This window comes from Psychroserpens sp. Hel_I_66, assembly GCF_000799465.1.
GTDB lineage: Bacteria > Bacteroidota > Bacteroidia > Flavobacteriales > Flavobacteriaceae > Psychroserpens.
Window position 1 is genome coordinate 3,180,193 of sequence record NZ_JUGU01000001.1, and the last position, 22,027, is coordinate 3,202,219.

The 22,027-nt window shown below is 36.1% G+C and carries 20 protein-coding genes; 4 read left to right on the top strand and 16 right to left on the bottom strand.

Annotated features, from left to right (window positions below; genetic code table 11):
- Positions 1 to 50: 50 nt before the first annotated feature.
- Positions 51 to 5,582: a GEVED domain-containing protein gene (locus tag GQ40_RS17260; protein WP_052184274.1), complete on the bottom strand. Its 5,532-nt coding sequence runs from the start codon at positions 5,580 to 5,582 to the stop codon at positions 51 to 53.
- 112 nt (positions 5,583 to 5,694) lie between these two features.
- On the opposite strand from GQ40_RS17260, the gene GQ40_RS14110 reads away from it, so the two are divergent.
- Positions 5,695 to 6,171 carry a regulatory protein RecX gene (locus GQ40_RS14110; protein ID WP_047549737.1) on the top strand — a complete coding sequence of 159 codons (477 nt, stop codon included), beginning with the start codon at positions 5,695 to 5,697 and terminating at the stop codon, positions 6,169 to 6,171.
- 52 nt (positions 6,172 to 6,223) lie between these two features.
- Here GQ40_RS14110 and GQ40_RS14115 read toward each other — a convergent pair whose 3' ends face one another.
- From GQ40_RS14115 to GQ40_RS14170, 12 genes are all read right to left on the bottom strand, one after another.
- Entirely contained in the window at positions 6,224 to 6,715 is a 492-nt protein-coding gene (locus tag GQ40_RS14115) for a DUF6646 family protein (protein WP_047549740.1), read from the bottom strand.
- A 54-nt stretch (positions 6,716 to 6,769) separates the two neighbouring features.
- On the bottom strand, positions 6,770 to 7,630 hold the full coding sequence (locus tag GQ40_RS14120; RefSeq protein WP_047549743.1) for a cupin-like domain-containing protein: 861 nt from the start codon (positions 7,628 to 7,630) through the stop codon (positions 6,770 to 6,772).
- Between the two features lie 139 nt (positions 7,631 to 7,769).
- The gene (locus GQ40_RS14125) at positions 7,770 to 8,087 is read right to left on the bottom strand and encodes a DUF3784 domain-containing protein (protein ID WP_047549746.1); all 318 of its coding nucleotides are present in this window, start codon (positions 8,085 to 8,087) and stop codon (positions 7,770 to 7,772) included.
- Entirely contained in the window at positions 8,088 to 9,182 is a 1,095-nt protein-coding gene (gene bioB, locus GQ40_RS14130) for a biotin synthase BioB (RefSeq protein WP_047549749.1), read from the bottom strand.
- Positions 9,183 to 9,294: 112 nt separating this feature from the next.
- A complete protein-coding gene (locus tag GQ40_RS14135) occupies positions 9,295 to 10,725 on the bottom strand; it encodes a flotillin family protein (RefSeq protein WP_081990223.1) in 1,431 nt (476 codons plus the stop codon).
- A complete protein-coding gene (locus tag GQ40_RS14140; RefSeq protein WP_047549752.1) occupies positions 10,694 to 11,326 on the bottom strand; it encodes a hypothetical protein in 633 nt (210 codons plus the stop codon). Before GQ40_RS14140 ends, GQ40_RS14135 begins: the two co-directional genes overlap by 32 nt.
- A gap of 58 nt (positions 11,327 to 11,384) precedes the next feature.
- Positions 11,385 to 12,548: a beta-ketoacyl synthase N-terminal-like domain-containing protein gene (locus GQ40_RS14145; RefSeq protein WP_047549755.1), complete on the bottom strand. Its 1,164-nt coding sequence runs from the start codon at positions 12,546 to 12,548 to the stop codon at positions 11,385 to 11,387.
- A gap of 24 nt (positions 12,549 to 12,572) precedes the next feature.
- Positions 12,573 to 13,838: an adenosylmethionine--8-amino-7-oxononanoate transaminase gene (bioA, locus tag GQ40_RS14150; protein ID WP_047549759.1), complete on the bottom strand. Its 1,266-nt coding sequence runs from the start codon at positions 13,836 to 13,838 to the stop codon at positions 12,573 to 12,575.
- A gap of 214 nt (positions 13,839 to 14,052) precedes the next feature.
- Entirely contained in the window at positions 14,053 to 14,670 is a 618-nt protein-coding gene (gene bioD / locus GQ40_RS14155) for a dethiobiotin synthase (protein ID WP_047549762.1), read from the bottom strand.
- Positions 14,671 to 15,117, bottom strand: coding sequence for a putative signal transducing protein (locus GQ40_RS14160; protein WP_047549765.1), 447 nt, complete (start codon positions 15,115 to 15,117; stop codon positions 14,671 to 14,673).
- A gap of 18 nt (positions 15,118 to 15,135) precedes the next feature.
- Positions 15,136 to 16,290: an aminotransferase class I/II-fold pyridoxal phosphate-dependent enzyme gene (locus tag GQ40_RS14165; protein WP_047549768.1), complete on the bottom strand. Its 1,155-nt coding sequence runs from the start codon at positions 16,288 to 16,290 to the stop codon at positions 15,136 to 15,138.
- Between the two features lie 8 nt (positions 16,291 to 16,298).
- Entirely contained in the window at positions 16,299 to 16,829 is a 531-nt protein-coding gene (locus GQ40_RS14170) for a hypothetical protein (protein WP_047549771.1), read from the bottom strand.
- 182 nt (positions 16,830 to 17,011) lie between these two features.
- Here GQ40_RS14170 and GQ40_RS14175 point away from each other — a divergent pair, with 182 nt between their 5' ends.
- The 3 genes from GQ40_RS14175 to GQ40_RS14185 all read left to right on the top strand — a co-directional run bounded on the left by GQ40_RS14175 (position 17,012) and on the right by GQ40_RS14185 (position 18,265).
- Positions 17,012 to 17,476 (top strand): DUF2975 domain-containing protein, encoded by a 465-nt coding sequence (locus GQ40_RS14175; RefSeq protein WP_197052682.1) that lies wholly within the window; start codon positions 17,012 to 17,014, stop codon positions 17,474 to 17,476.
- A gap of 2 nt (positions 17,477 to 17,478) precedes the next feature.
- On the top strand, positions 17,479 to 17,685 hold the full coding sequence (locus tag GQ40_RS14180; protein ID WP_047549778.1) for a helix-turn-helix domain-containing protein: 207 nt from the start codon (positions 17,479 to 17,481) through the stop codon (positions 17,683 to 17,685).
- Between the two features lie 139 nt (positions 17,686 to 17,824).
- Positions 17,825 to 18,265 (top strand): LexA family protein, encoded by a 441-nt coding sequence (locus GQ40_RS14185; protein ID WP_047549781.1) that lies wholly within the window; start codon positions 17,825 to 17,827, stop codon positions 18,263 to 18,265.
- Between the two features lie 69 nt (positions 18,266 to 18,334).
- Here GQ40_RS14185 and GQ40_RS14190 read toward each other — a convergent pair whose 3' ends face one another.
- The 3 genes from GQ40_RS14190 to GQ40_RS14200 all read right to left on the bottom strand — a co-directional run bounded on the left by GQ40_RS14190 (position 18,335) and on the right by GQ40_RS14200 (position 22,019).
- Positions 18,335 to 18,610, bottom strand: coding sequence for a FoF1 ATP synthase subunit delta/epsilon (locus tag GQ40_RS14190; protein WP_047549784.1), 276 nt, complete (start codon positions 18,608 to 18,610; stop codon positions 18,335 to 18,337).
- Between the two features lie 75 nt (positions 18,611 to 18,685).
- Positions 18,686 to 20,194, bottom strand: coding sequence for a F0F1 ATP synthase subunit beta (gene atpD / locus GQ40_RS14195; protein WP_047549787.1), 1,509 nt, complete (start codon positions 20,192 to 20,194; stop codon positions 18,686 to 18,688).
- A gap of 178 nt (positions 20,195 to 20,372) precedes the next feature.
- Positions 20,373 to 22,019 carry a G-D-S-L family lipolytic protein gene (locus tag GQ40_RS14200; protein WP_047549790.1) on the bottom strand — a complete coding sequence of 549 codons (1,647 nt, stop codon included), beginning with the start codon at positions 22,017 to 22,019 and terminating at the stop codon, positions 20,373 to 20,375.
- Positions 22,020 to 22,027: the final 8 nt, after the last annotated feature.

Below are 22,027 nucleotides of genomic sequence, written 5' to 3' on the forward strand. Positions count from 1 at the left end.
GATTTCCGCAGTACGTCTCCAAAACCTCTTTTTAGATTATTTAGATATTTTTATTTCATTTTCACAGCTTTCTTAGACACAACCTGATCGTTAGAAAGTGTGACTCTCGCAACATAAGTTGATTGGCTAAGTGTAGATAAATCATAAATTTCGGTGCTGTTTTGACCTTTTAAATTATAGATCGTTCTCCCTAGCATATCCATGATCTCAACAGATTTGATAGTCATATTTTTTCCTACGGAAATTTTAACATTTCCATCACTTAGTTCTATTATAGATAAATCATTAGGGGAAATCTCATTCTCTGATACTGAAAGCGTTTCTGGTTGGAATACAATTTCAAAACGGTCGTTGAATTCTCCAGTTTCCGAAGTAAAAGCATACGCATTTTCACTTAAAACATGCGTGATATTCATGAGATAATCTTTTAAGTAAACTGTATTTTCATTCATGAAATCACCTGTTTTTTTCAATAGTTTTATTTCATAAATTGAAGGAAGCGTCAATTGGGTTGCAAAACCTAAAGGGATTACCTCATTAAGTGAGAGTGCATCTTCTGCTTTTGCTTGGATGGCATATTTAGTGTTAGGCGTTTCTGTAATTAAAGTATAAATACTAGCAGCAACATCAACAGATGTATTTCTTTTAGCATCATAACCTATGCCATCAAAACCGTTTGTTGCAGTATTTAAATAAGCAATACCTGTTTGGCTGTAAGCTCCGGAGTTTGAAGTTAAATTAATCCAAATCTTATTGGATTGAGCAACTCTAAAAAATTGATTGTTACTGTTCTCTCCACTTATTCTCATACTATTGTTGAAAAGAATAGGATTAGTAGATAAGCTACTAATAAAGAAACTTTGTCCACTTGGTATGTAGCGCTCTGGGATGTCTAAAGCATCGACATCACCGTCACCATCCAAATCACTACCATTACCAACTTCCATGGCATCATTAATTAAGAGGTAATCGTTTTGGCTAAAGTTTAAAACTTCATTGCCTGGATTTGTATCTAAAGGTGCTCTGTAATGAGACCATAAATAAACGACATCTTTAATAGCTGTATTTAATGCAAATAAATCATCTACATCAATTGCAGAGGGATAAGGATTACCTACTAAATTCCAATGATTGGAGTTTGCAGAATTATAAGCAAGAGGGTAAGAAACATCTCCTGTTTGCAATGCGCCTTCAAAAATATATTGATATGCTTGGTTAGGCATAAAGGCAATATTATCATGAGTAGCAGCGTAACCTTTTCCAGAAGTCATAATATCGTTTGGATCTGATGCGCCAGTTACTAAAGTCCAGTCATTATCGTTATCATCAATATCATCGCCATCGCTATCTAAATAATTATTCGCATTGTACCAAAAACGTCTATTTGGGTCTGAGGTAAACAGTGCATCAGTTACTCTGGCATTTACGACTGGAGAGCTCCAATATGTGTAATCATACCAATTTTGTAACGGAGCTGTGAATTTTACAACCTGTGAATTCCCAGTACCATTTAGGGTAAACGTTCCAGCAGCAGTGCTGTTACCTCTTTGAATAAATGCACCATGGGTGTTTACTATAATTTCACCATAATCGAGAGCTGTATTGCCATTAACAACAACATCATTAATGACTTCAACAAAATCACCATTATGTACTGTCAGTCTAGCTCCAGAATTGACTATCAATTGACAAGCCTGAAAACTATCTTGTCCGTTAGTACCGTTATTGGTATCGTAATCTGCATTGATAATTACAATTTTAGAATCAGATGGCGATGAAGACCAGCTTGTACCATCCCAAACAGCACCTTCAGCAGATAACTTAACAGCATTACTTGCAGTATAGCATGTTGCATTATTTTCTCTGACTTGACAATAGAACTGATAATTATTGTAAGCAAGGTTATTCACAACTTCTAAGGTTGCTGAGTTTTCACCATTAAAATCTGCAGAGTTTGGCACGACAACAAAATTCGTGTCATTTGGAGCTAAATAATACCATTGGTAAACTAATCCAAATCCAGAAGGTACACCTTCAGTTCCTGTAATGGATAAAAATGTTGAACCTGTACAATTAAATGTTGGATCAGCCAACACAGATACTGTTGGAGGCACACCAAGTGAAAAATCATAAATGCCAAAATCACTGTAATCCGAATCTCCACAAGTTGACCAATCAACTTGGTCCCATTGTGTAATGTCAAAAGTTGTTGAAGGTAAAGGAGTCGCTGTGTTTTGTCTCCTAAAATTCACACCATCACCATCTATAACTAAGCCATTAGCCCACGATGCTGCATCTGCAACAGTAACGTCACCACTACTAACAACTCCAAAAGAATCGATTGCACTAGAGCCATTAAATAGTTGAATAGCATCAGAGCTATTATTATCAAAATTTATGCCTCCAGCACCATCAAATGATTGATTAGGTAAAGAACCATTAAGACCATTTGCATAGGTATTACAAGATGTTGTACCAACACTAATAACATGAACTCCTCCAGGAGCTAAACTACCGGTTAGGTTTGCTGTAAAAGATGGAGACGCACTTCCGTTATTGAAGATTCGAATGCTATAGTTTGTAAGGTTTATTGTATTAGTTGTACCGTTAAAAACCTCTATCAGTGAAGAACTTCCAGTGTGGGCATCAGAAATTTCACTTATAAATAAATTTCCAGGCACGATTGATGACGTTGCAGTCTCGCAACCACCAATTGCATTGTCAATAATTGTAAAAGCGTTTGTTGAAGAACATCCAGTAGAAAATAAAACTTCTAGATTTCCATTTGTAGCACCTGCGGGAATTAAAACTACTAATTCCGTAGAACTTGTAGAAACGACAGTCATAGAAATGCCATTTATAGTAGCTGTAGCTCCTGTTAAATCATTAACTGAAGTTATGTTCACTTCAGTATTTTCTGGACCTTCAACTGGCCAGATATTACTCGTTAAAACTGTAGAGCAGACTGCTGTGCCTTGAATATCGAATTCATACGGGTTTTCATTACTATCGGTATTTGCTATTCTCACAGTTGCTGTTCTCGTACCATCTGCAGATGGAAAAAACTGAATATTAAATGTTGTTGGTGTGCCATAAGTAACGCTTGCAGCTGGTTGTATAGTCACAATAAAATCTCCTGCATTTGCACCAATAATCTCAACTCTTGGTGTTCCTGTTAGGTTTAAAACTGTAGCCCCAATGTTCTCTACGGAAAACGTCTTTACAGGGCCAGGAGAGCCTACGTTTGTAGATCCAAAAAGTGTATTATTTAAACCGTAAGGTGCATTAAACCCATTGGCGATAGAAATATTATTTCCTTTAATATTCATTTCTCCATTCACGGGTTGCACAATATTTATGGTGTAATCTTCTACTTCGCCATCAAAACCAGTTTGGCAAGGAGTTGTTGGAGTAAGATTATAAATAGTAGAAACCCTCATTCTAGTAGATGCTATAACAGCATTAGTAGGTATTTCTATAGCTAATGGACTTCCATCTGTAGAGCCATTAGCAACGTTAAAAGCATTACCTAGTTCGTAATCTTCATTGGAGTCACTAAAGTCACCATCATTATTCCAATCAAACCATACCATTGTAGTAGTATTAAAACTACCGTCAGTATTTACTCTAACATCTAAATTGTATATTTCTCCTAGAGTAACTGTTGTAGAAATTGATGTAAAGTCTGAATATGCAACATCTGTATTTGTATTTAGATTATTAATTGTATTAAAAACAACTCCTGTAGTACCTGTATCAAAAGAAGTATTTCCGAATGAATCACAATAAGTTAAAGATGGCACAGCACAAACTTCAACACCTTCTGTCCAAGTGGTGCCTCTTCTTATAAAAACTTTAAAGCAATAACTTGTGCCATTTACAAGACCGTTTACAGAGTTAACACTTACTGTTCCGGTTGTAGAATAAACAATACCGTTAGGTGTTGAATAATCAACATCTGTATTTGCATAAGTTCCTGTTGGAGTAAAAACAACTGGACCTTGATTTGCTACGATTATCAATTGGTCAAAACAAGATGTTGGTAATGGGTTATTCCAATTTAAGTTCACTTGGTTTGTTAAAGGTGTAGCGACTAAATTGGTGACATCACCTTGGGCAGTTTCATTAGTAACTGTGCTTCCGTTAGTTCCTCCATTTGACCATCCAGTAAGAGTTTCGCCAACATAAGAATACACTGTGAAAGAATAATTGTTATCTTCTGTTAAACCAGTTATTGTTGCAGTAGTTGCAGTTCCTTTATAGACCACTCGTCCTAAACTTGCTGGAGTAACAGGAGTTGCAGCAGAAAAATCTGAGTTAGCTGTATATGTATTGGCATCTGTTTTAGTACCTGCAGGATCTGTTCCTCCATCTAATGCAAAAATCATATAACCAGTTGGCGTTCCAGTTCCTGGCGCAGTCCAACTTAATGTAACGCTATCATCATCAAAACACCCTTGGACTGCTGTGACATTACTTGTAGCGGTATTTGTAAGTGTCAACGTCGCAGCACCAGAATTTACAGCACCACAAACATTTGTAACTACGCAACGGTATTGGTTATTGTGCATTGTTGCATTTGTAGCACCTGTATTGTAAGAGTTGGTTGTAGCACCTGTACCTCCTGTGACATTATTCCATCCAGTGCCTGTATTAACTTGCCATTGGTAGGTTGGTGTTGGTGTACCAGATGCTGTAACCGAGAATGTAGCTGCTGCTGGTATGACTCGCGTAGCATTATTTGGTTGGTTAGAAATTGTTGGTGCGGTGTTTATAACAACTCCATAACCTACTGCACCTGTAGACCAACAAGATGTTGCGGTTAAAAATGTTCTTACATAATAAGTACCTGTTGTGGTTACATTGAGAGTGCCTGTTGCATTATTTGCAGTTGAGGTCCCTGTTGCAGTGGTTTGCCAGTAGTTTACTGTGCCTGGAAGCGCAGCTCCAGTATACGTTAATGTTGTTGAGTTACATGCAGGAGTTGTTCCTGTGATTGGACCTGTTGGGTCAAGAGGTGGTGTGCAAGATGCTGTTCCTTCTAATATAACGTTATCAAAAGCAGCGTAATCACTACCACCATTTTGACGACATTTTAAAACGAGATAAACATTTGAGGTTGCGTTATTAACATTATGAGTCAATGTTATCCAGCCACCAGTATTTCCATCCCAATTATCAACGTCAGCAACCATTATTCCGTCCTCCCAAACTTCATATCCTAAATCATCTCCTCCATCAAAGCCTATTATATAATAATCGAATGAGATAGTTACTCCTGTAAATGATGAAACATTATAACTTGGAAACGTAATAGTTGCAAAACCTGTAGGTCCACAATCTCCATTTAAATCCTGAATACCCCAAAATTGACTTCCATTAGAAGGTGTTATTGAGCTTAACGCTGTGTCATAATCCCATTGATCTCCATTACCAGCATTACAGGGAGGAGTAGAAAACGATAATGGTGTCCACGTATCAGCTGCAGTTTCTTCAAAGCTATTGCTAACAATTGTTTGCCCATAACCAGACAAAACAAGACACAAAAAAGTTATTAATAAAAGGGAGTAATTTTTTTTCATAGGGATAATGGATTAATTTTGTTTGCAAAAACAAACGAACAAATATACTTTAATTTACGTAGAAATGAGGGCTTTGGATGTTTGGAGATATTAACAAAACGTTATTTTTAGAGTGAATAATCCCCAAAAAACGTATACTGTCGATGAAGCGCAAAAACGCTTAGAATCCTATTGTGCCTATCAAGAACGTTGTCATAAAGAAGTGACCCAAAAGTTGTATGATATGAAAATGATCCCAGAAGCTAGAGATCAAATTATCGTACACTTATTAAAGCACAACTTTTTAAATGAAGAACGTTTTGCCAAAGCGTTTGCACGAGGAAAATTCAGAATAAAAAAATGGGGAAAACAACGCATCCAATTAGAGTTACGAAAAAAGGATATCAACAAAACCCTCATTACAATAGCTTTAAAAGAAATAAGTGATAGCGATTACTATCAAACATTTCATGAACTGGCAGAAAAAAAAGTGGAAACCATACGAGAGACCAACGCTCAAAAAAAACGTAAAAAACTAGCAGATTATCTATTTTACAGAGGTTGGGAAAGCCATTTGGTGTATGATAAAATACGAGAGTTGATTCCATAAAAAAAAGCACCTTAAAATTAAGATGCTTTTCAATATATGTTTTACTGAACTATTATAAATTAAAACTAGCACCAATATTAACAGCAAATTGATTGTGGATGTAGTAACCAATATCCAATTCATCATTGCTATATTTTGCTAATGGGAATGTAGCTTCAGTATAAATTCCAAATCCATTTGTAAAGAAGTATCGCGCTCCTACATGACCACCAAAATTCTTTAAGCTTAAGCTCAAACCTGGATATAGATCAAAATTCTCATCAATGTTTAGGACGTTTCCTAAGTTTGCATTAAAACGTGCTTTTAAATCAAAACGGTCTCCAAAGTCTGCATCTAAGCGATCGTCAATGCCTAAAGCATAAGCTGTAGAAATACCTACTGAAATGTTTTCACCTAAACCGTAATCATAACTCACATTAATTCCTGTAGCTTCATCTTGAATGTTAGCACCAACTTGAAATTTTTGATCTCCTTTGCCTTCATATGCCTGAGCATTAACAAATGAAACTGAAACCAATGCAATAAGTAACAATAATTTTTTCATCATATTTAATTTTAGAATGCGCAAATATAACTGTTTTGCACATTTGCTGGTTATTTAAGTTGTTTTATTAGTTCTAATAATTGCTTGTTCATTTTTCCAATCTATCCAATTTTGTCCTTTAATACGTCGCATTACATTATCGTAATGGCGCATAAATAGAACGTTATAGATTGCTTTTCCCAAGTTTTTTGGATGCCTCGCAATAGCGCGCAAACTCATTGAGAATCCTGGAGTTAAATATTTCATGTAATGCCAATAACCTTCTGGCATGTACAATACTTCACCGTGGTTTAACTCACATTGCCATCCTTTTGCATTTTTAAGTGCAGGCCATTTATCAAAATCTGGATTTGAAAAATCAATATCCTCTCGCGTAATTAATGAATGCGGAATTTTGTACAAATGCTCATTCTGCTGTTGGTCAAAAAGGATACATAGTTTTTTACCTTCAAAATGAAAATGGAAAATGTTTGCCAAATCAATATCGTAATGCATAAAGGTATGCGAATTCGTACCTCCAAAAAAGAGCATTGGTAAGCTCTTCATCAATTTTAAACCAAAGTCTGGATAGGTGTAATCTTTTTGTAACTGCGGAATTTCCTTAAGTACATTCCAAAGAAAAATACGATATTTTGTAGGCTCCCTTTTTAAAAGATCTACATAATCGCTCATTTTCATTTTGGCGTGAGGCTCGTTAAAACCATCTTTATAATCTACAGGGCGATCGTCGTACAATGGTACAGTTTTGTCTCCTGCTATGTCCTTTATATAATCTAAGCTCCATTTATTATATGCAGGCCAATCTTCAATAAAACGTTCAATTACCACAGGTTTTTGCGGTTTGAAATAGTGTTTTATAAAGTCTTCTTTCGTGATATTTTTAACACGAGGGATATCTTGAAGATTGAGTTTCAAATATTAAAAAAATTTAGGCTTCAAAGTTAAGAAATCGTTACGAAACCAATTTAATTGTTTGTTAAAATTTATACGTTTAAAAAGGGATAACGGTTTTGGATTACTAACATTTCCGAAGAAATTATTTTAAAACACGTATTTATGAATCCTTGTCCATCTTGTATTTACCAGAATTGGATGCGATTAAAAGATAGGGTACGCCAATAATAATAGAAACAAATACAGCGTAAGATTCAATCTCTGGGTTATTGAGCCATTTTGAAACTCCAAATCCCAAAAGCATTAAAAGCGCCATACCAAACATAGCGTTTCTAAAAACGGTTGCAATGCCTTTAATATCATATTTTTTTTGGTCCTCTTTTGGCATGGTGTTGTAACCAGCAATCAAAAAATAGAGTTTCCCATATTTGGTGAGAATCCCAAGAATAATAAAAATGGCTGCAATGGCGAGACTCATTTACTTAAGCACTTTAGCTTTTTGTTTGGCGTCTTCGTTACGTTCAATTTTGTGGTCGGGACGCGTCCATTTTGGTTTTTCGCCCAAAGCTTGAAACTGAGAATCATTAGCTTCTACAGTTGCTGGTTGCATTTTTTTGATGAATGGTTTTTGTGGATTTAAGCCTAATAGTTTAAACATTTCCATATCCTCACCAACATCTGGATTTGGAGTGGTCAATAATTTATCACCTGCAAAAATAGAATTGGCACCAGCAAAGAAACACATGGCTTGGCCTTCGCGAGACATTTCGGTACGACCTGCACTTAAGCGCACTTGGGTTTCTGGCATTACAATTCTCGTCGTTGCCACCATGCGCACCATATCCCAAATAGAGACTGGTTTTTGATCTTCGAGAGGAGTACCTTCAACAGCAACAAGTGCGTTGATTGGAACCGATTCTGGTTGCGGATTCAAAGTCGCCAAAGCTACCAACATTCCTGCTCGATCTGCAATGTTTTCTCCCATACCAATAATTCCGCCAGAACACACCGTTACATTGGTTTTTCTAACATTATCAATGGTTTCTAAACGGTCTTCGTAACCACGAGTAGAGATGACTTCTTTATAATATTCTTCGGAAGAATCCAAGTTATGATTGTAAGCGTACAAGCCAGCTTCAGCAAGTCGTTGTGCCTGATTTTCGGTAATCATGCCGAGTGTGCAGCAGACTTCCATATCCAATTTATTTATGGTTCTCACCATTTCTAAAACCTGGTCAAATTCTTCGCCATCTTTCACATTTCGCCAAGCAGCTCCCATACAAACACGAGAACTCCCAGATGATTTTGCACGCAACGCCTGTGCTTTAACTTGTTGCACAGTCATAAGGTCATTACCTTCAATATCGGCGTGATATCTAGCTGCTTGTGGGCAATAGCCACAATCTTCTGGGCAACCACCGGTTTTTATAGATAAAAGCGTAGAAACCTGAACCGTATTGGGATCATGGTGCTCACGATGTATCGTTGCAGCATCATACAAAAGCTCCATTAATGGTTTGTTATAAATCTCTAAAACTTCTTCTTTGGTCCAGTTGTGTTTTGTTTCGCTCATAAGTCAAAAATAATTTTTTTAATTCTGAAATTCTAAAAACTGAAGTGTAATTATGAATTGTTTTTTAACAATCTGAAATAAAAGAATCCGCTAACTAGCGGATTCTTTAAAATTAACTTTTATCATCTTCTTTTTTCTTCGGAAGAATCTCAGCATCCTCATGATCCTTTTTATCTTTACCTTTAAGATACTCAGGTAAATCCATACCAGCCATATTAAACATTTCTTGAAGAGGTGGCACCGATTTGTACATACCTGATAAGAAATTCGCGGTAGATGATTTTCCATCTTCGCCACTTCCACCGTTTTCCCAAACGGTAACTTTATCAATTTTAATATTTTTAATAGCGTCTGCTTGAAGTCTTACTAATTCTGGTAATTTATCTGCAATTAATAATAACACTGCATCACGACTGGAGTTTCCAGCTGCTTTTACAATTTGCTCCATACCAGCAGCTTGCTTGGTTAAGATTTCAAATTGACCTTGAGCTTCTGCTTGTGCTTTAAATAAGATCGCATCTGCTTCCCCTCTTGCTTTACGTCTAATGCGCTCAGCATCAGCCTCAGCATCAATTTCTACTTTACGTTTATCAATTTCCGCAGGGACAATAATATCTGCCATTTGAGATGAACGCTCACGCTCTGCTCTGGCAACTTCTGCTTGTTGCTCAGCAGCATAAGATTCTTCTAATGCTTTTGCGCTCTGTACTTTTTCTGAAGCGATTGCGACACGCTCAGCTTCTGCTTCACGTTGACGACGTAACGAATCTGAATTTGCAACTGCAATCTTCGCGGTATTTTCTCCTTCAACAGCTTGCGCATTTGCAGCAGCAACTTGAGATCTTTCGTCCTGTACAGCATTTGCTTCACCAATTGATCCATCTCTGGTTTTCTCAGCAACCGATTTACGTGCTGCGTTGATAGCATGTGCTGCAGCTTCTTTACCAAGCGCCTCAATATATCCAGACTCATCAACGATATCTGTAATGTTTACGTTGATAAGTTTTAAACCAACTTTCTTTAATTCGGTTTCAACACTTTGAGAAATATTGGTCAAGAATTTATCTCGATCGTTGTTGATTTCTTCAATATCCATAGAAGCAACAACCAAACGCAATTGACCAAAAATAATTTCTTTTGCCAATTCCTGCACATCTTGTTGTCCTAAACCTAAAAGACGTTCTGCAGCATTTTGCATGACTCCAGGTTCAGTAGAAACACCAATAGTGAATCGAGACGGTACATTAACACGAATGTTTTGTTTTGATAAGGCATTTACCAGATTAACCTCAATTGAGATTGGTGTTAAGTCTAAAAATTCATAATCCTGAAATACAGGCACGATAAAGGCTGCTCCACCGTGGATGCATTTTGCCGATTGTCCGCCACCTACTTTTCCGTAGACCACTAAAATACGGTCAGATGGACAACGTTTATAGCGTTTGATTAAAATGATTAAAAAGACAAAGACAAATAATATTGCAGCCACTGCTGCAATAGGAAAGCCTAAATCAAAGCTTTGTAGTGTCACTAGGTAGTTCATAGGTTTTAGTTTTAATTGGTTCTATAGGTTTTTTTGTTTGTTCTACTATTAAAATGCCATTACTGGTGACATCAACGACTTGTATGATGGTGCCCGATTTTAATTCCATAAGTGAATCAGATAACGCTTCGAGTTCTCTTAATGTGCCTTGAACACTTACACTTACTTTACCCATACTTTCTCGGTTGGCACCAACGGGAAGATAGATTTCTCCAACTGCTCCAATGGCGTTTTTGTATTTTAAGGTTCCGCTATCTGCAAGTTTTTTCATTCCGTAGAACATAGCAGCCATAATGCTCATCATTAACAATCCACATCCTAAAGCGGTAATAACGGTAACGGGTTTTGAAAATCCTGTATTGATGCAAGCAATTCCTATCCATCCAAAAATGGTAAAAAAGCCAACAAGGTTTTTGAAGGTTATAAACTGAAAGCCAATTCCTGCATCACTTTCAATTTCAGAATCGATGCCATCAAAATCGTCTCCGCCATCCATTCCCAGAAACGTGGTAATGATAACAAAAACAAAAATTAAAGAGCCGAGAAGCGCAATAATCCAAAAGAATTGTGAGAATCCATCTAAAGCAGAAAACCATTCCATAGTTAGTTAGTGTTAAAATTAATACTGTAATATAAGACGTTTAAACCTGCCTTACAATTTATTTTGATAGTAAAATAGACACTGCATTGCCACCAAACCCAACTGCATTCACAAGAATATGTTTGATGCGTTTTGGCGTTTCTGTTTTTAAATATGGGACAGAAATAAATTGTTGATGTTGTAGCATCATTACTGCCATTTCAATACTTAAAAGTCCGGAGGCACCTAAACTGTGGCCTATCTTCCATTTATTAGTAGTCAATGCAGGAATTTTGTTACAAAAAATCTTTTGGATAGCATTGATTTCAGCCTGGTCGCCTTTGATTGTTCCAGGAGTATGCGTTACGATAATGTCGATGTCTTCTGGCTTTTTGTTACCTATAGCCATTGCCATTGAGCGTTGAAAACAAATCGCATCTGTAGACAATGAGGCGTTGTGTTCCAGAATTTCGGTGGCATAACCAATCCCGATTATTTTTGCCAATGCATTTTTGGTTACTCCAGATTCTAAACACGCCATGGCTGCACCTTCACCGAGAATCATCGTGTTTTCGGTTTTGTTTAGGTTTAAGGCTTGGTTTGGGGACAGAGATTCTTCACCTTGCTCTGGATGGCTATTTGCTCTTGAATAAATTTTCAAGGCTTGCATTTGTGCGATGGTAAAAGGCGTTAAAGGCGCTTCACTACCACCAACAAGAAATTTATCGCACATCCCAGAATTAATCCATGCAATCCCATTGAGCATCGCATGTAAGGCGGTTGAGCACGTAATGGAATGAGAAATTTCTGGTCCCTTTGTTTGTAAATCGTGTGCTATCCAAGAAGAAATATTGCCTAAAGTTGTAGTGGGTGAGCTTAGGGTTTCTGCTTTTTTATTCAGAAGAAATTCTTCGTGATAATGTTCAAAAAGTGCGGTGGCACCTCTTGAGGAGCCTATGTTGATCCCAAAGTTATCGGTTGATTTCCAATTGGCACTTTTTATAGCCTGTCTTGACGCAAAAATAGCGTACAGCACTGAATTGTCTAAGGATTTGTATTTAGAATTGGATTGCCTTAATTGTTCAATGTCTGCTTTTAATTCCTTCGGAAATGTGGCAACTAGAACACCATCTTTTTCAGTAAAGCAATGGGAATGATTCAAGTAATTATTCCAAATATCATCAGAGTTTTTTCCTAATGGTGAGATCGATGAAATGGCAGTTATTGAAATTGGGTTTTGCAAGACTGATTTTTTATGACTGCAAAACTAAACTATTTCTAAAGCCTCTTCAATAACCTGATATACTTTTTTAAGCTGTTCGTCTGAAATCACATAAGGCACCTGTATGTAAATCGTATTTCCCAATGGTCTTAAAAACACACCACGGTCCATAAAGAATTTAAGAAGTTGATCTCTTAAATCACCGTAACGTTCCGTTTCTGTGTTGAGATCTAATGCGAAAATCACACCAATATGTCGTACCGATTTTACTTTTGGGTGGTCTTTTATTTGACGTCCAAAATCTTCGTGAGCTTTGGAAATTCGCTTTATGTTGTTTTGCATTTCCGAAGAAACTAAAAGCTCAATCCCAGCAATAGCTGTAGCACATGCTATTGGGTTTGCAGAGTACGTATGGCAATGGAAAAAACCTTTGGCCATATCAGTACTTAAAAACGCATCGTAAATCACTTGTGTGCACGATGTGATTGCCATTGGGATTAATCCTGCGGTCAATGCTTTGCTCAAGCAAATAATATCTGGTTTAGTTTCAATATGGTCTGATGCAAAATGACGTCCTGTTTTACCAAAACCAGTCATGACTTCATCTGCAATAGTTAGGATTTTGTGTTCTTTGCAAAATGCTAAAATGGCGTTTAGACCATCAACATCGTGAATTTTCATTCCCGCAGCACCTTGCACCAAAGGCTCGTAAATGAAACCTGCAATATCATATTCTAAACTTAAGTTTCTTAGTGTGTTGAGAACAATGTCGTGGTTTTCGCCATCTGGAGTTGGAATGCGTTTAACATCAATTAGAAATTCTGCAAACGGACCATTATAAACCGACAGTCCCGAAACACTCATTGCACCAAAGGTGTCACCATGAAATCCGTTTTCAAAAGCTATAAAAACATTGCGTTTATCATCTGTATTAAAATGGTATTGTAGCGCCATTTTTATGGCAGCTTCTACAGCAGTTGAGCCATTGTCATTAAAGAAAATCTTGTTTTGACCTTCCGGAAGTATTTTTATAAGTTCTTCGGAAAGTCGTATTGCAGGTTCATGGGTAAAATCACTAAACATGATTTGATCGAGCTGCTGCATTTGAGCGTAGGTCTTTTCTATAATGTAGTCGTTACAATGACCATAAACGGAAGTGTACCACGATGAAATGGCATCAATATATTCGTCGCCATCTTCATCAGTAAGAATACAGCCTTTAGCTTTTACAATGGCAAAGCTTTCTGGATGCAAATGGTGCTGTCTTAGCGGGTGCCAAAGGTGTTTTTGGTCTCTTTGTTTTAGGCTCATATGTTTAGTCATGCTGAACTTGATTCAACATCTCAATATTTGATAATCTAAAGTTTCTAGATTTGGGTTTATATATATTCTTAGATTTTAAAGGTTTTTTTAAACCTTTGAGGTCTTTTGCACCTGTACCAAAATTAAACAATTTTGTGATTTCTATGAAGTCAGAAATCTATTTTGTTAACTCTATTACTGAAAAAACAACCTGTAGTGATTTCTAAAATGATTTTAAATTCTCTCTAAATACTTCCGCATATTCCAAAATGACGTTTTTATCAAAATAGGGTTCTTCTTCAATGCGTCCTATCACTTTGACATTTGTCAATTTTTTGATGATGGCTTCTGTTGTTTGGTGCTCATTTCCGGAGAATACAAGAGCAACTTCAAACCCTTTTTCTCTTAATAGATTGATAGTTAAAAGCGTGTGATTGATACTCCCTAAATAGTGTCTGGACACTACAATCACTTTATAATTTGGGTTGATGAGATTTAAAATGGTTTCTTTTTCGTTGATGGGTACTAACAATCCGCCAGCACCTTCAATCACTAGACTGTTTTTGGTTTTGGGAGCTGTAATGTTTTTAAGTTCTATTGAGATTTGGTCGATATCTGCAGCAGCATGCGGACTCATAGGTGTTTGTAAAGCGTAGCTGTTTTTATGGAATTTTGAAGTCGTGTTTGTAATTAGATTCTGGACTTTTTTAGTATCGCAATTTTCTAAATCTCCAGCTTGTATGGGTTTCCAATAATCTGCATTTAAAGCCTCTGTTATAATTGCAGATGCTACAGTTTTGCCAACATCTGTACCAATACCTGTGATAAAATAAGTGTTCATTTATTGTGAGCTAATGGGTTTTTTGGGTTTGATGTCTTCTTTTGTAAATTCGGTTTTACAGGTTTCACATTTGTATTTATAGCGTGTATGAAACGGAAGCGTTCCAGATACAAATCCAATTAAAAATGCGAAAAAGGATTTGAAATCGGTAATTGTAGAAAAGAGGTCTACTTTACCACTACCACAATTGGGACATTCAATTTGATTACCGTCGTCATCTAAGGAATATTGATTTATGGTACTCAAAATATGCTGAGCCTTCATGGCATCTTTTGCCAATACCTGCAATTTTACGCCACCAATGGCATTACTTACCAATGGATCTGTATCAATCGTTAAATGGTCTTTTAAGAACACCTCAATACCTTCCGCTTCTAAGCGCCCTTTTATAATTTGGGCTTCGGTGGTGTATTGGTATCTTGCTATGGTTTTGAATATTTCGCTCATTTTTCCGAAGAAAACAATTTAGAACGTAAAGGTAGTGAGTAACTCCAAAACTTTCGTGATTTCTTTTGCAGTATTGAAACTATGAAGGCAAAAACGAAGGCGCTCTTTCCCTTTTGAGACGGTAGGAGAGAGGATGGGTTTGACATCAAACCCTTCATTTTTTAATGCTTCGGAAATGTGCTTGACCTGATAATTTCCGGAGATAATACAACAGTGTATCGCAGAATTACTTTCTATAAATAACTGCTGAAGTTGGAGTCGTTTGATTTCAGATTTAAAAAAATGGATGTTTAGATTAAGGTTCGCTCTGTCATGCTGAACTTGTTTCAGCATCTCATCATAAGCTACTTTTATTGTTGCCACACTATGAGGTGGTAGTGCAGTGGTATAAATAAATGGTCTCGAAAAATTAATAAGATATTCTTTGAGTTGTTTAGATCCTAAAATTGCTGCACCATGGCAACCCAGCGCTTTACCAAAGGTGATGATTCTTGCGAAAATTTGGTTTTCTAGTTGGAGTTCGTTTATTAATCCGTTTCCATTTTTCCCGAAAACTCCTAAAGCGTGTGCTTCATCAATGATGAGTTTTGCACTATGTTTTTGAGAGATTTTTGAGAGTTGTGTTAGGTCTGGAGCATCGCCATCCATGGAGAAAATAGATTCTGTGATGATGTAGATGTCTTGATGAGATTCTGAAACAAGTTGAGAATGACGAATGATCAATTTCTCTAAATTTTTTAAATTATTATGCTCAAACTTATAGGCTTTGGCATTACTCATTTTGATACCATCACGAATTGAGGCGTGACAGAACTCATCATAAAGAATAACATCATTGCGTTGAGGTACACATGAGAAAAAACCTAGGTTGGCATTGAAACCGGAATTAAAAATAAGAGCGCTTTCACAATTATGAAAATCGCTTATCTGTTGTTCGACTTGAGTAAAAAGCTCGTTATTTCCAGAGAGTAGGCGAGAACCAGTAGCTCCGTTTTGGAACATATTATGGTCAACAAAATATTTGTGAGCGTTATCAAAAATGAGTTTTGATTTTGAAAAACCTAAATAATCGTTAGAAGAGAAATCGATTAAATTATTGGATTTTCCTAATTGTCTAAACGCATTGTCCTGCTTGCGCTCATCGATTTTTGTTTGAAGTTTTTTTGGTAACATTTAAGGTATTAATCTATATAGACAATTTCGCCTTTTTCCCTTAAGATATCTTTATCAACCCATTTGTAATCATTTTTTAAAGTAGCATCTAATAGGTCGATTGCTAATGCATCTGCAATGTGTGAAGCTACGTCAAAAGCGTTTTTTAAACTGGTAGTAGAATAGGCTGTGAATTTTTGATTACGATCGTGAAAAATATTTAATAAAACAACATCTCGACTGTTTGTGGTTTCTGCAGTTAGGGCACGAATGGTTTCATTTTCGCTAGTTGAAAAAACGGAAATATATTCTGTATTTGGTAAGGGCTGCCATTTTCCAATACTAAAACCGAAGATGGAATTTGTTTTTCGGTAGGTTTTTGATTGTAGGTTAATTTCAGAGCCTTCGGTTCTTAATAATATAATAGGAATTATTAAGGATAGAAATCCATTTATGACGCCTACAAATATAAATCCATAGATGGATGTTAGAATTAAAATTATACCAACAATAGTTCTCCACAATGGTATTTTGCCTGCGTATCTTATAATTGAATCCATGTATGCAAATATAGATAATGAGATGTGGTTTTTACACATATTCTGAAAACATTAAATTTTTTAATTCTGAAATAAAATTATTGTTTTTCGATAATTTTTATATATTTGTTATCGTAAAACAATAATAAAATTAAGTATTTATGAGGAAATTTAGAATTTTCATTTCAATTTTGTTCTTAATCTTGGTAATTTCAATTGTAGGAAATATAATTTTATCTACTATTGGGTTATTCTTTGATTCTAACGTGTTATATCCAAGCTATTCCAAAAGAGAATTTTCTTTTAATATTAAATTAATTTTTATTTTTAAGAGTGTTGCTTTGTTGATATTTGTCTTTGGAGTATTTATTTTGATTAGCAAACTCACGTATTTGTTAAAAAGAGATTTTTTTAATTCAATTTTGATTAATAGTTTCTCAAAATCTGGTAAACTGTTTTTAATTTCTGGAAGTTTTGGGTTTTTAACTTCAATAATTAGTATGTTAAATATTTTATTTTTAAAAGATTATAGTAGTCAATTATATTTAAATATAGACTCTAAGGGCCTTTATATAATGCTCATGATTCTGGGATTATTTTTTCTTCTATTTTCAAAGGTTTTAGCTAAAGCAAACGAAATCCAACAAGAAAACGAATTAACCATATAACTATGCCAATAGTAATTAACTTAGACTTAGTACTTGCCAAGCGTGATATGAAAAGTAATGAACTTGCTGAAATTATTGGTATTACAACAGCAAACCTGTCTATATTAAAAACTGGTAAAGCAAAGGCGATAAGGTTTTCAACACTAGAAGCCATTTGTGAGGCTTTAGATTGCCAGCCAGCAGATATTCTAGAATATACAAAAGAATAAAATTAATGAGTATTGTTTTAAAAAAAAATAATGAAAACATTTGTTGTATATTCACACATATGTTTATGTAGATTGGTTTCATTATCTCTATTCATTTAAGAAAGATGTTTTGAATTCAAATTTTAAGGTCAATTTTAATATGGTAACAAATTCATCAGAACGTTTAACTTTCTTTATTCCTGAAGCTATTGAAGGAGCTTCAGTACCAATATTTGATGCAGGTATTTCTGCAGGTTTCCCCTCTCCAGCTGAAGACTTTAATGAGCAACACTTGTCGTTGGACGAAGAGTTGGTTAAAAACAAAGAAACAACATTCTATGCACGTGTGAGCGGTCAATCTATGATTGGAGCAGGACTTGATGATAATGATCTTTTGGTTATTGATAGAAGTCTAGAGCCAGAAAATAATAAAATAGCAGTTTGCTTTTTGGATGGTGAGTTTACCGTAAAAAGATTGCGCGTTTCTGATGGCGAAGTTTGGTTACAACCAGAGAATCCAAACTATCCCATTATAAATATTACTGAGGATAACAATTTTCTAATTTGGGGTATTGTCACTAATGTCATAAAAAAAGTATAATAACAATAAATAAAAAACGCCAAACTTTACGTTTGGCGTTTTTATATATTTTTAATTTCCGAAGAATATTTAATCTACTAAAATGATTACTTTATTGTTTTTCATTTCAACGGTCCCACTATTGATTTCTAGGGTCCATTTGCCTTCTTTTTGAACAAAACTATTTTGATGACTTTCAGCAATTGCAGGCGTACCTTTAAATTTTACTGTGCCCTTATCAAGAATTGAAACAATAGCAGCATGATTATTTAACATTTGAAACTCGCCATTAACACCTGGTACGGTCACGCTTTCTACGTTTCCGGTAACTAGTGTAGCTTCTGGTGATACGATTTCTAAATACATAGTTTATGGTCTTCAGTTTGCAGTCTCCAGTCTTCAGTCACTGCATAATGCGGACTGTGGACTGTGGACTAAATTTTACGCTTCAGCTAACATTTTCTCTCCAGCTTCAATAGCCTCTTCGATAGTTCCTTTAAGGTTAAACGCAGCTTCTGGTAGGCGATCTAATTCACCGTCCATAATCATATTAAATCCTTTGATAGTTTCTTTAATGTCAACTAAAACACCTGGAATACCTGTAAATTGCTCAGCTACGTGGAACGGTTGTGATAAGAAACGTTGTACACGTCTAGCTCTACCTACAGCCATTTTATCTTCTTCAGATAATTCTTCCATACCTAAGATGGCAATAATATCTTGTAATTCTTTATAACGTTGTAATAACTCCTTAACTCGTTGTGCACAATCATAATGTTCTGCACCTAAAATATCCGCAGTTAAAATTCTTGATGTAGAATCTAATGGATCTACCGCAGGATAGATACCAAGTTCTGCAATTTTACGAGATAATACTGTTGTTGCATCTAAGTGAGCAAACGTTGTTGCAGGAGCAGGATCGGTTAAATCATCTGCAGGTACGTAAACCGCTTGTACAGATGTGATAGATCCTCTTTTAGTTGATGTGATACGCTCTTGCATTGCACCCATCTCTGTTGCCAATGTTGGTTGATATCCTACCGCAGAAGGCATACGACCAAGTAATGCAGATACTTCAGATCCAGCTTGTGTAAAACGGAAGATGTTATCTACGAAGAAAAGTACATCTTTTCCTTGTCCTTCACCAGCTCCATCTCTAAAATATTCTGCTATAGTTAATCCTGAAAGTGCCACACGAGCACGAGCTCCAGGAGGTTCATTCATTTGCCCGAAAACGAAAGTTGCTTTAGAATCTTTCATGATTGATTTATCAACCTTTTGAAGGTCCCATCCACCTTCTTCCATGGAGTGCATAAAGTCATCACCATATTTGATAATTCCCGACTCTAACATCTCACGAAGTAAATCGTTACCCTCACGAGTACGCTCACCTACACCAGCAAATACTGAAAGTCCACCGTGTCCTTTTGCAATGTTGTTAATCAACTCTTGAATCAATACCGTTTTACCAACACCTGCACCACCAAATAAACCAATTTTACCGCCTTTTGCATAAGGCTCGATTAAATCTATCACTTTGATACCAGTAAATAAAACTTCGGTAGATGTAGATAAATCCTCAAATTTAGGTGCTTGTCTGTGAATAGGCAAACCAGCATCACCAGCTTTAGGTAAATTACCTAACCCGTCAATCGCATCACCAATTACATTAAATAGACGTCCGTAAACATCCTCGCCAACTGGCATTTGAATAGGAGCACCAGTTGCAGTAACTTCTGTTCCTCTACTTAAACCATCAGACGAATCCATAGCAATAGTACGAACAGTATCCTCTCCAATATGAGATTGTACTTCAAGTACCAAGATAGAGCCATCGGCATTTTTAATTTCTAAAGAATCATAGATTTTTGGAAGTTCAGCACCAGCTCCGAATTCGACATCGATAACTGGACCAACTATTTGTGCAACTTTACCTGTAACTTTTGACATTACTTATGTGTTTAATGTTTAGATATTTTGATTGAAAACTCATTCGTTTTTCGCGCTGCAAAGATATATTTTTTAATTTAAAAGTAAAGTCTATTTTTTGGCTTTTTTCAGTATAAAAAAACACCATCTTTCATAACTTCGGAAAGATGGTGCTGTAACCATATATTTTAACTCTATTTTATTGCAATGCAGGAGAGTAGTTAGTTGGGTAATTACCAACATCTACAAAATTCCCAGAAGCTTCAAAATTAGAACCATAAGTTGCATCAATAGCTCTCATAAATTCGTTTGCGATTAATGCGTAACCTCTTGCTGTAGGGTGAACACCATCCAAGGAAAAGGCACCACCTGTAACTAGGTTTGAAGTTAATGTGAAGTCTCCACTAGCGATACCACCATTTGCTATTTGGGTCAATAAACCATTAGCATCAACAAAGGCTAATCCTGCTTGAGATGCACTTGCTGCGATTGTTGCGTTAAATCCATTTGTTGCCTGCGCTACTTCATCTTGTTCGCTAGGTAAAAGCACCCACTTATCTTCTAAAGGTAAAGTAACTCCTTCCACAGAAAATTGTGCAGCTAGAGCTGGAGGGAGTCCCTGAGAACCTAAAAACGCTGCAAAATCTTCGTTAGGGTTCCCTATAGCTGATGCACTAGGTAAAACTAATAAGTCATTGGCATTTGCAGGTCTAGCTTGACCGTATATTAATCCAAATAAATTAGCTACTGCTGGAGCAGCTTCAGCTGGTAATCCAAACGATTGAACGAATGCTGGAAATGTTGGGCTTCCGTTTAAAACTGCTGTTATTTGAGCGGAAAGATTAGGTATGCTTTCATCTGATATAACTACTGAATTTAATTCAGAATCAGAAAAAATAATACTACGCTCTGGAACTCCTAAAAAAGCGAATACTTGATTTAATTGACCGTAGACCCCATTTAATGTTGGGATTTGAGCCACAAATTCAGCATTGTCGGGATCATTAGGATCTATTGGGTTATAAGTTACTGTTGTAAAATATGGAATTGTTGTTACATCTGGAATATTTGCCACTACACCTTGTGCACCTTGAGATGTCAAAGTATTTATTAATGTTGTGTAAGCAAAATCAAAAGTTGCTTGGTCAGTCAAAGCTCCAGTAGCTCCTCCGGAAGTTGCATAACCTAAGACATCATTATTACCAATCCATAAAGAGAAAAAGGTTGGCGATTGTGCCATTGCCAATTCTAAAATGGAAGCGTTTGTATTTCCAGTTATTCTAATCGCATAAGGGTTTGCAGCAGCAGGAAAGTTTGCCACGTTACCATAACCATTTGCAAGCAAATGAAAACTTGCAGCACCTGGTACGCCAAGATTATTAAAAGGCCCAGTTGGGTTGTTTAAAATAAAATCTGTAGTTGGTATCGCCAATGGATTTAAACTTTCTAATGGCACTGGTCCAGCTCCTCCAAAAACTAATCTTGGTTTAAAAAGTGTATCTCCAGTTACAGGATTAACAACTACTTGACCACCAGCAATTAGACCGCCAAAATTATCATTTGTTAAAGGTTGTGTAAAGCTTCCTCCACCTACTAAGGCAAATTTTTCTGATAAAGTTTTAGGGAATGAATTTTCTTGAGCTGCAATAAACAGAGCGTTATCTGTAAATCCTGCAGTAAGCGAATTACCTAAAGATACGTACTTTGAGAAGTTGGCAGATCCAGCGGTAAGTGCAGGAAGAGGTTCTGATTCCTCAACTGCATTTGGGTCGAAAATATCGTCATCGCTACATGAGATTGCTCCCAATAAAAGAGTTGACAAAAAGATATATTTGAATGTTTTCATAATTTATT